The sequence below is a fragment of the Bosea sp. 685 genome, from assembly GCF_031884435.1.
GTDB lineage: Bacteria > Pseudomonadota > Alphaproteobacteria > Rhizobiales > Beijerinckiaceae > Allobosea.
This window is the reverse complement of record NZ_CP134779.1, coordinates 5,403,036-5,415,452: the sequence shown is the minus strand read 5'-3', so window position 1 is coordinate 5,415,452 and position 12,417 is coordinate 5,403,036. Positions and strand designations below refer to the sequence as shown.

The following is a 12,417-nucleotide window of genomic DNA, read 5'->3' as shown; positions in this document are numbered from 1 at the left end:
GAGAGATGCTCGGGGCAAGCCCGAGCATGACGCCAACGCCCGACTTCAAGCCTTAGGCAGGTCCGGCACGCGATAGGCCGTCGTCGACTTGATCCGCTCCATGGCGAAGCGCGAGGTCACATTCTTGAGCGGGATCGTTTCGATCAGCTTCTTGTAGAAGCCGTCATAGGCCGCCATGTCGGCGACGACGACGCGCAGCATGTAGTCGACATCGCCGGCCATGCGGTAGAACTCCATCACCTCAGGCATCGACGCGACCATCTGCGCGAACTTCTCCAGCCACGGCCCGGAATGGTCGGCGGTCTCGATCTGGACGAAGACGGTGAGGCCGAGCCCGATCTTCTCGGGCGCGACCAGCGCAACGCGCTTCACGATCACGCCTGACTGCTCCAGACGCTGGATGCGCTTCCAACACGGCGTCTGCGACAGCCCGACGCGGTCGGCGAGTTCCGCGATCGAGATGTTGGCGTCGCCCTGCAGGACGGTGAGGATTTTCCGGTCTATCGCATCCATTCTCGTATTCCGTCCGTGAGGAGAAGGTTATATCTGCTGTTCGCTGCAAATGGAGAATAATTATCTTTTTAAGGCTCGCAACTTGTTTTCAGATAGAAAATCCTTTTCTCAATCTGTCAATGGGTGCATTTCCGGCACCGTTTTCACGAAGGATTTGATCGATGGATCGCCGCCAGTTCCTGCTCGCCGGTTCCGCGCTGCTCGCTGCGTCGCCGCTGTCCGTGGCGCGCGCCCAGGACGCTGTCACCGCGCGCATCGGCTATATCCCGGTCATCGGCACGGCTCCGGTCTTCGTCGCCAATGGCGAGGGCTGGCTCAAGGAGGCTGGCCTCAATCCGAGCTTCACGGTGTTTGAATCCGGCCCGAACATGATCCAGGCCTTCGCCTCGGGCACGATCGATTTCTACGTCGCCGGCATCGCGCCGCTGGCGGTGGCACGCTCGCGCGGCGTCGATGTCCGCGTCGTGGCCGCCACAGCGGTGGCCGAGAACGTCTTCGTCGCCGCACCCTCTCTGACGAAGTTCTTCACGCCGGGCACCACGGCGGCAGCCGCCTTCAAGGCCTACAAGGCCGCGACCGGCAAACCGGCGCGGCTCGCCACCCAGCCGGCTGGTTCCGTGCCCAACACCACGCTGCAATACTGGCTCTGGGAGGTCGCCAAGGCCGACAAGGCCGATGTCGAGGTCGTGCCGATGGGCATCGACGCGACCCAGCAGGCGGTGCTGGCGGCGGCTGTCGAGGGCGCGATCGTGCGCGAGCCGGCACTGACCATCATCCAGACCCGCAACCCCGGCATCAAGCTGATCGCGGGCGGGCAGGAGCTCTTCCCCGGCCAGCCCGGCACGGTGGTGGCGGTCTCGGGCGCTTTCGTCACCAAGAACCCGGAGGTCGTGCAGAAGCTGGTCAACAGCCTCGTGCGCGCCGCCGACCTGATCGCCAAGAACCCCGACAAGGCCGCGCCGCACGTCGGAGCCGCGCTCGGCAAGGGCATTGTCGATCCCGAATTGATCCGCAAGGCGCTGACCTCGCCGGCGAGCACCTTCGAGATCGATCCGCGCAAGATCATCGAGCCATCGCGCGTCATGCAGGCCTATCAGGTCAAGCTCGGTTCGCTTGATAAGGAATTGCCGTTCGACGGCCTGTTCGAGACGCAGTATTACGAGCGCGCGATCAAGACGGGCGGCTGAAATCCTTGCAATCCCTTCGGGCTCCGGCCCTAGCCCTCGCGGGCCTCGTCGCCTTCCTGTTGTTCTGGGAGGCGATCCCCTTCTTCGGCCTCGTGAACCCGGCCTTCCTGCCGGGCCCGAGCGCTTTGCCGAAGGCGTTTTGGCGCGAGGTCACCTCGGGCGCCTGGCTTGCCGCGATCCTGGGTTCGCTCGGCCACTATTTCACCGGCCTGATCACCGGCTCGGTGCTTGGCGCGGCGCTTGGCGTGCTCGTCGGCATGTCGCGCATCGCTGAAGAAGCCACGGCCTGGGTGGTGCGCCTGCTGCGGCCGATCCCCGGCCTCGCCTGGGTGCCCTTTGCCATCATCTGGTTCGGCGTGAACCCATCGGCCGCGGTGTTCATCATCGCGATCGGCGTGTTCTGGATCGTCTTCTTCGCCGCCCAGGGCGCTATCCGCGGCGTCGATCGCGATCTGATCGAGGTCGCCGACGCCTTCGGCTTCCGCACGAGCTGGCAGCGCCTGACCAAGATCCTGCTGCCGGCCGCCATGCCCGGCATTCTGATCGGCGTGCGCACGGCGCTGGGCCAGGCCTGGATGGCGGTCGTCGCGGCCGAGATTTTTGGCGTTGCCGGCGTCGGCCAGCGCATGATGCAGGCCTCCAGCCTGCTCGCGACCGATATCGTGGTGATCTACATGCTGACCATGGCGGGGCTCTATGGCTTCCTCGACACCCTTTTCGTCGCCTTCCAGAAATGGGTGCTGCGATGGAAAGCGTGATCGACATCAAGGCCCTCTCGCTGACCTTCACCCGCGATGGCGAGGCGACGGAGGTGCTGCGCAAGCTCGATCTCTCGGTCGCGCGCGGCGAGTTCCTGGCGATCGTCGGCCCGTCCGGTGTCGGCAAGTCGACGCTGCTGCGCGTTATCGCAGGCCTCGCCAAGCCCAGCGGCGGCGAGGTCGTGATCAATGCTGCCGACAGCACCCGCCGGCCGGTCGCGCTCGTCTTTCAGGATTCGCGCCTGCTGCCCTGGCGCAAGGTCGCCTCGAATGTCGGCTTCGGGTTGGAGGGGCAGGTTTCGCGTCACGAGCGGCAGGCCAAGGCGCAGGAGATGCTCGATCTCGTGGGCTTGAGTTCGCTGGCGAACCGCTGGCCGCACCAGCTCTCCGGCGGCCAGCGCCAGCGCGTCTCGCTGGCCCGCGCGCTCGCGGTCGAGCCTGAGATCCTGCTGATGGACGAGCCGTTCTCGGCGCTCGACGCATTGACCCGCGAAAGCCTGCAGGACGAACTGATCCGCGTCTGGCAGCGCACCGGCAAAACCGTGCTCTTCGTCACCCACGACATCGACGAGGCGGCTTATCTCGCCGACCGCGTCGTCATCCTCTCCGGCGCGCCAGGCCAGATCATCGCCGAGCACAGGATCGATGCGCCCCGCCCCCGCAAGCGCGGCGAGGCGGCCGAAGCCGAGATCGTGCGCGCGGTGCGCTTGGGTCTGGGCGCGGATACGGTGGCGGACGGCGCAGCGATCTGAGGGCTCACTCCCCTTCGAGATGCGCCTTGAACGCCTCGGCGAAGCCGGGGTGCCAGCGCGAGAGCGGCGGACGGTTCTCGATGATGTCGCCAATCGCCCAGGCCATGCGCTTCTCGTCGAGCGCGCGCGGCGTCTCGTTGTCGGGGCAGAGAATGTAGAAATCGCCCGCGCCCAGTCGCTCCAGCATGAAGTCGACCGTCTGCTCCGGCGTCCAGGCCCCGGCCGGCTGCTCGAGGCGCCCTTTGGCTGTGAGCGGCGTGTAGACGAAGCCGGGGATGAGGAGATGGGCAGCGACTTTGCAGCCCGCCGTCCCGCGCAATTCATGCTGCAAGGCTTCGGTGAAGGCCTTCACCCCGGCTTTCGAGACGTTGTAGGCCGGGTCGCCGGGGGGCGTGGTGATGCCCTGCTTCGAGCCGGTGTTGATGATCAGGCCCGGCGCGCCGCCGGCGATCATGTCGGGCGCGAAGATCTGCGTGCCGTTGACGACGCCGCCGAGATTGACGGCGAGGATCCGCTCCCAGGTTTCGGTCGATCCGAACATCGTGCTGCCCGGCTGGATGCCGGCATTGTTCATCAGCACATGGACGGCGCCGAAGCGGGCCGTCACTTGCTCATGCAGGGCCTGAACCGCTTCGCGCCGCGCCACATCGGTGGGCACGGCGAGCACGTTCTCCTCGCCGACGAGCGTCGCCAGCACCTGCCCGGCCGCCTTGAGCCCTTCCGCGTCACGGTCGGCGATGGCGACCTTCATGCCCAGCCCCGCGAAGGCGCGGGCGGCGGCGAAGCCGATGCCCGAGGCCGCACCCGTGACCACGGCGACATGCGAGGGGGCGATGGCGGCAGGTAATGTGGCCATGATCAAGCTTTCGACATTCCGGAGTTTCAGGCGCGCAGCTAAAGCAGCACACGCGGCGACATCATGGCGCGGTGCGTTCTTTCCGTCCTTGCCTGAGAATGACAGCCTCTTCTCGGCATCACCGGCTTGTCATTGGCTCTATCAGGCAAAGTCGGGCATCTGGAGCGGAAATCGGACAGGATGACGACCTAGCCCATGGCTCAGACCTTTCGAAAAGGCTTCCTGCGCAACGCCGTGCTGGCGCTTGCGCTGATCGCGCCGGGGCTCGCCAGCGCGGCGGAATCGGCTGCGGTCAGCTCGCCGCGCGTCACGGCGACGCTGTTGTCGAGCCGCGATGCCGTCCAGCCGGGTGAGCGCTTCCAGGTCGCGCTCGTCCAGAAGATCGCCAGGGGCTGGCACACCTATTGGCAAAACCCCGGTGATTCCGGCGAGGCGACGCGCATCGACTGGGCACTGCCGGCTGGCATGACGGCGGGCGATATCCGCTGGCCCGCGCCCAAGGCGCTCCCGGTCGAGCCGCTGGTCAATTTCGGCTTCGAGGGCACGCTGCTGCTGCCGGTCGAGATCACCGTGCCCGAGAGCGCCAAGCCCGGCGAGCGGGTGACGTTGAAAGCCAATGCGACCTGGCTTGTCTGCGAGAAGATCTGCATTCCCGAAGAGGGCGCCTTTACGCTCGACCTGCCGGTCGGGGCCGCGGCGATCGTCGATGAGAACGCCCAGTCGCGCATCGATGCGACCGTCGCTGCCTTGCCGCAGCCCGCCAGTTTCAAGGCGAAGCTGACGAGCGATGGCGACAGGCTCGCGCTCTCGCTGCCGGGCCTGGGAGCTGAGGCAAGCGATATCCGCTTCTTCCCACTCTCCGACACGCTGATCGAGCACGCCGCGCCGCAACCCGCCACGCCGGCAGCCAACGGCGTGAGCCTGCAGCTTGTCCGCTCCAGCGCGTTCAAGCTCGAGAACGCGGAACTCTCCGGCGTCGTCACCTTTAGGGAAGGCGGCCTGCCGCGTGCGCTTGCGGTCACGGCAGAAGCCGAGCCCGCTTTGCTGACCGCCGCGGCGGGGGCAAGCGCTGCGCCGCGTCCGGCCGTGGTGCGGCTACCGGTTCCGGTCGAGGGCGCCGACCTGACGCTGTGGGCGGCGCTCGTCTTCGCCTTCGCGGGCGGTTTGATCCTCAACCTGATGCCTTGCGTGCTGCCGGTGCTGTTCATCAAGGCGCTCGGCTTCGCGCAATTGGCGCGGGCGCATCGCGACGAGGTTCGCGAGCAGGGCGTGCTCTTCCTCAGCGGCGTGGTCGTGACCTTCATGATCCTGGCCGGCATCGTCATCGGCTTCGCGGCGCTCGGCTCCAGCGTCGGCTGGGGGTTCCAATTGCAATCGCCGCCTCTGGTCATCGGGCTTGCCGTCATCATGACGCTGATCGGCTTCAACCTGCTGGGAGCCTTCGAGGTCGGAACCTCCGCTGGAGGCGTGGGCCAGGACCTCGCCAGCCGGGGAGGGCGCCTGGGCGCTTTCATGACCGGCGCGCTCGCGGTGGTGGTCGCGACACCCTGCACGGCCCCCTTCATGGGCGCCGCGGTGGGCTATGCGGTGACGCAGCCGCCTGTCATGGGCCTCGCCGTCTTCCTGGCGCTGGCGCTCGGCTTCGCTTTGCCGGTCCTGGCGCTCTCCTTCGCGCCCGGCCTATTGCGCCTGCTGCCCAGGCCCGGCCGCTGGATGGTGATCCTGAAGCAGGCCTTTGCCTTCCCGATGTTCGCGACCGCGATCTGGCTGGTCTGGGTCGCCGCGGTGCAGGCCGGCCCCGGTGGCGTCCTGGCGGCATTGATCGCGGTGCTGGCTGCGGGCTTCATCGTCTGGCTCGTCGGCGTCACGCGCGGCGCGGGCGCGGTGCGCCTGGCCGCCACGGGGCTTGCCGCGCTGGTCGCGCTTGGTGCCGGCTGGTTCGTGCTGCAGAGCGCCGTGCCCAGCGCCACCAGCGAGGCGCGCGCCGGCGATATCCAGGCCTGGACGCCGGAGCGCGTCGCAGGCCTGCAGGCCGAGGGCAAGCCGGTCTTCGTCAATTTCACCGCAGCCTGGTGCATCACCTGCCTGGCGAATGAGCGCGTCGCGCTCTCGCGGCAGGAGGTCAAGGACGCCTTCGCCGAATTGAAGGTCGCCTCCCTCAAGGCCGACTGGACCAACCGCAATTCCGCGATCGCCCAGGCCTTGGCCGAGCAGGGCCGCGCCGGTGTGCCGCTCTATCTGTTCTATCCCGGCAAGAAGGATGCGCAGCCCGAGATCCTGCCGCAACTGCTGACGCCCGATATGCTGGTCACGGCCGCCCGCCGTGCCGCCGGCAAGGAGATAAAGACCGCCTCCCGCTGAGAGTTCCCAACCCCCGCAGACGGAGACACCCCAATGAAAGCCAGCCTGACCCGACAGAGTTTCATCGCCGGCCTCGCTCTCGCCAGCCTTTCGCTGAGCGCAGGCTCCGTCCTGGCGCAGGGTACCGCGAAGATCGGCCAGCCCGCACCTGCCTTCCAGGCCGTCGACGCTGACGGCAAGACGCGCAATCTCTCGGAATTCGCCGGCAAGACCGTGATCCTGGAATGGACCAACGCCGACTGCCCCTATGTCCGGAAGCACTACAACAGCGCCACCATGCAGACGTTGCAGAAGGATATGGCCAGGGAGGGCATCGTCTGGCTTTCGGTCGTGTCCTCGCCGGTCGGCGAGCAGGGTTATGTCGACGGCACCGCGGCCAAGGACTTGACGACGAAGCGCGATGCAGCGCCGGCCGCCGTGCTGCTCGACCCCAACAGCAAGGTGGCGCGCGCTTATGGAGCGACGACAACGCCGCATATGTACATCGTCGATCCCAAGGGCACGCTCGCCTATATGGGCGCGATCGACGACAAGCCCTCATCGAGCCCGGCGAGCCTCACCGGCGCCAAGAGCTATGTCCGGCAGGCCGTGGCCGAGCTGAAGGCCGGCAAGCCGGTCAGCGAGGCGGCCACCAAATCCTATGGCTGCGCGGTGAAATACGCGCCGCTGAGCTGAGGGAACCTCCCCTCTTCCCTTCTCCCCTCGCGGGAGAAGGTGCCCCGGCAGGGGCGGATGAGGGGGCGCCGTGCCCTGTCAGGTTGGCCGTTGTGTTCGGCCGCTCGGAAAGCTCACGGCGCCCCCTCATCCGTCTCGGCTTCGCCGAGCCACCTTCCCCCGCCAGGGGGGAAGGGAAGAACCCACGCCAAATCCCCGTGGGCGTTTCCGCTGCGCTTCGCCCGAGAATGCCGGCGAGTGCGTTACACCCGCCCCAGCCTGCCACCCGTCTGCACGTCGAAGACATGCACCCGGTCTGGGTTGACCGTGATCCAGAGCCGGCCGGCCTGGGCGCTGACCGCATCGGTTGCCGCCTGCATCACGAAGGGCAAGCCGGCGAGCTTGCCGTGGAAGAGCTGCGTCGCCCCCAGCTCCTCGATGAACTCGACATCGAAGGCCAATGAGCCGGCTTCGCCTTCCGAGGAGATCTCGACATCCTCGGGCCGCAGGCCGACCTCGACGGGCGAACCGGCCGCCAGATCCTCGCGCAGGTCGCGCGCCTCCAGGATCGCTTCGCCCAGCGCGACGATGCCGGGGCCGTCGATCGTTCCAGGCAGGATGTTCATCGGTGGCGAGCCGATGAAGGTCGCGACGAATTTGGTCGCCGGCTTCTTGTAGACCTCGGCTGGCAGGCCGATCTGCTCGACCTGGCCGCCATTCATCACCACGAGCTTGTCCGAGAGCGTCATCGCCTCGACCTGGTCATGGGTGACGTAGATCGCGGTGACGCCGAGCGCGCGCTGCAGCTTCTTGATCTCGACGCGCATCTGCACGCGCAGTTTGGCGTCGAGGTTCGAGAGCGGCTCGTCGAACAGGAAGACCTGCGGTTTGCGCACGATGGCGCGGCCCATGGCGACGCGCTGGCGCTGGCCGCCCGAGAGCTGCTTGGGACGCCGCTCGAGCAGCGCCTCGATCGCAAGGATGCGCGCGGCCTCCTTCACGCGGGCGTCGATCTCGTCCTTGGGCGTGCCGAGATTGCGCAGGCCATAGGCCATGTTGTCGTAGACGCTCATATGCGGATAGAGCGCGTAGTTCTGGAACACCATGGCGATGTCGCGCTCGGCCGGGCCGATCTGGTTGACGACGCGATTACCGATGGTGACCTCGCCGGACGAGATCGTCTCCAGCCCCGCGACCATGCGCAGCAATGTCGACTTGCCGCAGCCGGAGGGGCCGACGAGCACGCAGAAGCCGCCATCGGGGATGTCGAACGACACCCCCTTCACGGCTTCAACGCCGCCGAAATAGACTTTTTTGACGTTGGTAAGGGTGACCTGGGCCATTCTTGGGCTACTTCTCGGTTTCGACCAGGCCCTTCACGAAGAGCCTCTGCATCAGGATGACGACGAGCACCGGCGGCAGCATCGCCAGCATGGCGGTGGCCATGGCGAGCTGCCATTCGGTGAGCGCGTCGGAGGTGACGATCATTTTCTTGATGCCGATGACGATGGTTTGCATCGAGTCCTTCGTCGTCACCAGGAGCGGCCAGAGATACTGATTCCAGCCATAGATGAACTGGATCACGAACAAGGCCGCGATCGTCGTCATCGAGAGCGGGATCACCGTGTCCTTGAAGAAGCGGAATGGCCCGGCATTGTCGATCCGGGAGGCTTCGAGCAATTCGTCGGGGATCGTCATGAAGAACTGGCGGAACAGCAGCGTGCCGGTGGCCGAGGCGATCAGCGGTATGGCAAGGCCCTGATAGCTGTCGAGCATGTTGAGGTCGGAGACGACCTTGAAGGTCGGAAAAATGCGCACCTCGACCGGCAGCATCAGCGTGATGAAGATGATCCAGAACGCCGCCATCCGGAATGGGAAGCGGTAATAGACGATGGCATAGGCCGAGAGCACCGAGATGAAGATCTTTCCCAGCGCGATCGCCATCGCCATGATGAAGGAGTTCAGCATCATCCCCGCGACCGGCTCGCGCGTCGTGCCCGAGGTGCCGACGAACAGGATGCGGTGGTAGTTCTCCAGGAAATACGGCCCCGGCCAGAGCGGCAGCTTGCCGTTGATGATGGTCGAGGCGTCCCAGGTCGAGGCGACGAAGGTCAGCCAGACCGGGAAGGCGACGATCAGAACCCCGATCGTCAGGATGATATAGGCGATCGCATCGCCCAGGCGGCGGTCTTCGACCATCAGGCCCATACCTCTGTCTTGCGAAGCCATTGCGCCAAGGCTTCGACGCAGGCGTTCGCGATGGTTTCGCCTCTTTCGATGAAGCCGATCACGCGCTCAGCTCCGTTGTTTCGTCATGGTGGCAAAGAACCGTTCGAGCAGCGGGGGCGCGGCCTCCTGCGTCGCACCGATCTCCTTGCCCTCATCCAGCACCGAGAAATGGTCGTAGACATAATGCCATTTCGGCGCCTGACCGGCCTGTCCCGGCGCAGGCGGCGTGAGTTCATAGGCCTTCGTCGACAGCCGCCATCGTTTCGAACCGTCTCCGACGGGGTGAAACTGCAGGAAGAGCCGCAGCGCCTGCGGCCAGACGAAGGAGGGCGCTGCGCTGTTGGGCCCCTGCGAAAGACCGGCTTCCGCTGCGCTGACGGCGATGAGCTTGATCGCGGCGGCGGTCGCTTGCCGTTCGGCTTCGCGGGAGGCGAGGCCGCATGCTGTCGCGCCCCATGCCTCGCGCGAGGGCATGCAGAAGAGGACGATGCCGGGCCAGGCGTCGATCATGCGGGCTGGAGCCGCAGGCGCGGTTTGAAGAGCCTGCGCATGAGCAGCCGCGATCAGGGTTGCCGATGCCGACATAAGCCCGACGGACACAAGCCATGCGAGGCGCCGGCGCATCAATAGCTGACCTTGCGCTCGATGAAGCGGAACTGGATCGCCGTCATGCCGATCACCATGATCAGCAGGACGACCGATTGCGCCGCCGAGCCGCCCAGATTCGAGCCACCCTTGCCGTCGGAATAGACCTTGTAGACCAGCGTCTCCGTCGCCCCGGAAGGCCCGCCGCCGGAGATCGTGTCGATGATGCCGAAGGTGTCGAAGAAGACATAGACGATGTTGACCGTGAGCAGGAAGAAGGTCGTCGGCGAGAGCAGCGGGAAGATGATCGTCCAGAAGCGGCGCATCGGCTTGGCCCCGTCGATCACCGCCGCCTCGATCACGCTTTTGGGGATCGATTGCAGGCCGGCGAGGAAGAACAGGAAATTATAGCTGATCTGCTTCCAGGTCGCGGCCAGGATCACCAGCGTCATCGCGTCATTGCCGTTGAGGCGCGGGTTCCAGGCTATGCCGAGACTGTTGAGGCCGCGCGCCAGCATGCCCAGCGAGGGATCGAACATGAAGATCCAGAGCACGCCGGCAACCGCCGGCGCGACCGCATAGGGCCAGATCAGCAATGTCTTGTAGATCTCGGCGCCCCTGATCTGCCGATCGGCCATCACGGCGAAGAGCAGCGCGATCGACAGCGAGAGCACGCAGACGAAGGAGGAGAAGATCGCGGTGTTGATCAGCGCCTTGTAGTAGCCGGGATCGGCGAACAGATCGCGATAGTTCTCGAACCAGACGAATTCGGTCGAGGTGCCGAAGGCGTCCTGCAGCAGGAAGCTCTGCCAGACCGCCTGGCTCGCCGGCCAGTAGAAGAACAGCACGGTAATCACCAGCTGCGGCGTGAGCAGCAGGACCGGGATCGTCAGGCCGCTGAAATAGGCGTTCTTCTGCATTGCGTCGCTGTCTCGAGAATGTCGTCAGAAACGAGATCAAACTGATCGTATATCCGCGCCGTCATCCTGGCCGTAGCGAAGCGGAGCGCCGGGATCCATCGTAGTGCACTGAGCTTTACGATGGATCCCGGGACGACCTGCGGTCGCCCAGGATGACGGCGAGGTTGTTAGAACACGACTCAACGCGCCGCGGTGCGCTCGAACTGGCGCAGCATCTGGTTGCCGCGCTCGACGGCTGCGTCCAGCGCCGCCTTCGGCGTCTTCTGCCCGTTCAGCGCCGCTTCGATCTCCTCCGACCAGATGTCGCGGATCTGGACCAGGCTGCCGAAGCGCAGGCCGCGCGAATTCTCGGTCGGCTCCTTGTTGGTCAGCTCCAGGATCGGCGTCTCGAGATAGGGCTTGTCCTTGTAGAAGCCGGACGCCTTGACCTTCTCATAGGCGGCCTTGGTGATCGGCAGATAGCCGGACTCGGTGTGCAGCTTCACCTGGCGATCGACATCCGACAGGAAGGTGAAGAACTTGGCGACGCCCTTGTATTCGTCAGCCTTCTTGCCGCCCATCACCCACAGCGAAGCGCCGCCGATGATCGAGTTCTGCGGCGCGCCCGTGGCTTCGGGGTAATACGGCATTGGCGCATTGGCCCAGTCGAACTTGGCGTTCGCCTTGACGTTGCCGAAGAAGCCCGAGGAGGTCAGCATGATCGGGCATTCGCCCGAGGTGAAGCGGCCCTCACCGTTATTGGTGCGGCCGGAATAATCGTAGGTCTTGTCCTTCTGCAGCTCGACCAGGTTGGTCAGGTGCTTGACGAAGAGCGGGCTGTTGAAGGTCAGCACGGAGTCGAAGCCGTCGAGTCCATTGGCCTTGGTGGCGATCGGGATGTTGTGCCAGGCGCCGAACTGCTCGATGTTGGCCCAGGTCGCCCAGGCATTGGTAAAGCCGCATTTATCCCAGCCGGCCGCCTTCAGTTTCTTGCCGGCCTCGAACACCTCGGGCCAGGTCTTGGGCGGCGCGTCGGGGTTCAGGCCCGCCTTCTTGAAGGCGTCCTTGTTGTACCACATCACCATCGAGGACGAGTTGAACGGCATCGAGAGCATGTCGCCCTTGGCCGTCGAGTAATAGCCGGTGATCGCGGGCAGATAGGCCTTCGGATCGAATGTTTCGCCGGCTTCCTTCATCAATTCGAAGACGGGCTTGATCGCGCCCTTCGCGGACATCATCGTGCCGGTGCCGACTTCGAAGACCTGCAGGATATGCGGCGCGGTGCCGGCGCGGAAGGCGGCGATGCCGGCATTCAGCGTGTCGGGGTAGGAGCCCTTATAGGCGGGAACGACCTTGTAGTCCTTCTGCGAGGCGTTGAAATCCTCGGCGAGCTTCACCACCACGTCGTTATTGGCGCCCGTCAGCGCATGCCACCACTGGATCTCGGTCTGCGCCAGGGCAGAGCTGCGCCCGCGAGCACGAAAGCGGCGGCCGAGATCAGGATCGTCGATTTCACTGTCATTGATGTCGTCTCCCTTATCCACCCTTGCGCGCGGCATGGCGGCTCTTGTCGTTGGTGCGCAAGCTAGCATGAAGCGCAGGTGACGTTTCAACGACAAAAGG

General features: G+C 65.4%; 12 protein-coding genes. 5 read left to right on the top strand and 7 right to left on the bottom strand.

Annotation, left to right across the window (positions count from 1 at the left end; all coding sequences use genetic code 11):
- Window positions 1-45 precede the first annotated feature (45 nt).
- Window positions 46-513: an Lrp/AsnC family transcriptional regulator gene (locus RMR04_RS26545; protein ID WP_092170895.1), complete on the bottom strand. Its 468-nt coding sequence runs from the start codon at window positions 511-513 to the stop codon at window positions 46-48.
- A 161-nt stretch (window positions 514-674) separates the two neighbouring features.
- Here RMR04_RS26545 and RMR04_RS26540 point away from each other — a divergent pair, with 161 nt between their 5' ends.
- The 3 genes from RMR04_RS26540 to RMR04_RS26530 are packed head-to-tail and all read left to right on the top strand — an operon-like array spanning window position 675 to window position 3,210.
- Complete coding sequence (locus tag RMR04_RS26540; RefSeq protein WP_311911511.1) at window positions 675-1,700, top strand: ABC transporter substrate-binding protein; 1,026 nt, start codon at window positions 675-677, stop codon at window positions 1,698-1,700.
- A gap of 5 nt (window positions 1,701-1,705) precedes the next feature.
- Window positions 1,706-2,458 (top strand): ABC transporter permease, encoded by a 753-nt coding sequence (locus RMR04_RS26535; protein WP_311911510.1) that lies wholly within the window; start codon window positions 1,706-1,708, stop codon window positions 2,456-2,458.
- Window positions 2,446-3,210, top strand: coding sequence for an ABC transporter ATP-binding protein (locus RMR04_RS26530; RefSeq protein ID WP_311911509.1), 765 nt, complete (start codon window positions 2,446-2,448; stop codon window positions 3,208-3,210). The genes RMR04_RS26535 and RMR04_RS26530 overlap by 13 nt, the downstream gene beginning before the upstream one ends.
- Window positions 3,211-3,214: 4 nt before the next feature.
- On the opposite strand, the gene RMR04_RS26525 is transcribed toward RMR04_RS26530, so the two are convergent.
- Window positions 3,215-4,066 (bottom strand): SDR family NAD(P)-dependent oxidoreductase, encoded by an 852-nt coding sequence (locus RMR04_RS26525; RefSeq protein ID WP_311911508.1) that lies wholly within the window; start codon window positions 4,064-4,066, stop codon window positions 3,215-3,217.
- Between the two features lie 195 nt (window positions 4,067-4,261).
- On the opposite strand from RMR04_RS26525, the gene RMR04_RS26520 reads away from it, so the two are divergent.
- Window positions 4,262-6,427, top strand: a complete 2,166-nt coding sequence (locus RMR04_RS26520) for a protein-disulfide reductase DsbD family protein (protein WP_311911506.1) — start codon at window positions 4,262-4,264, stop codon at window positions 6,425-6,427.
- 33 nt (window positions 6,428-6,460) lie between these two features.
- Window positions 6,461-7,102 (top strand): thioredoxin family protein, encoded by a 642-nt coding sequence (locus RMR04_RS26515; protein WP_311911505.1) that lies wholly within the window; start codon window positions 6,461-6,463, stop codon window positions 7,100-7,102.
- A gap of 242 nt (window positions 7,103-7,344) precedes the next feature.
- Here the strand turns inward: RMR04_RS26515 and RMR04_RS26510 are convergent, their stop codons facing one another.
- The 5 genes from RMR04_RS26510 to ugpB form a co-directional block, all read right to left on the bottom strand.
- Window positions 7,345-8,424, bottom strand: a complete 1,080-nt coding sequence (locus RMR04_RS26510) for a sn-glycerol-3-phosphate import ATP-binding protein UgpC (protein WP_311911504.1) — start codon at window positions 8,422-8,424, stop codon at window positions 7,345-7,347.
- Between the two features lie 7 nt (window positions 8,425-8,431).
- Window positions 8,432-9,280 carry a sn-glycerol-3-phosphate ABC transporter permease UgpE gene (gene ugpE, locus RMR04_RS26505; protein ID WP_311911502.1) on the bottom strand — a complete coding sequence of 283 codons (849 nt, stop codon included), beginning with the start codon at window positions 9,278-9,280 and terminating at the stop codon, window positions 8,432-8,434.
- A 96-nt stretch (window positions 9,281-9,376) separates the two neighbouring features.
- Window positions 9,377-9,820, bottom strand: a complete 444-nt coding sequence (locus RMR04_RS26500; RefSeq protein WP_311911500.1) for a hypothetical protein — start codon at window positions 9,818-9,820, stop codon at window positions 9,377-9,379.
- 113 nt (window positions 9,821-9,933) lie between these two features.
- Window positions 9,934-10,815 (bottom strand): sn-glycerol-3-phosphate ABC transporter permease UgpA, encoded by an 882-nt coding sequence (gene ugpA / locus RMR04_RS26495; RefSeq protein ID WP_092170872.1) that lies wholly within the window; start codon window positions 10,813-10,815, stop codon window positions 9,934-9,936.
- A gap of 179 nt (window positions 10,816-10,994) precedes the next feature.
- Window positions 10,995-12,353 (bottom strand): sn-glycerol-3-phosphate ABC transporter substrate-binding protein UgpB, encoded by a 1,359-nt coding sequence (gene ugpB, locus RMR04_RS26490; RefSeq protein ID WP_311911496.1) that lies wholly within the window; start codon window positions 12,351-12,353, stop codon window positions 10,995-10,997.
- Window positions 12,354-12,417: the final 64 nt, after the last annotated feature.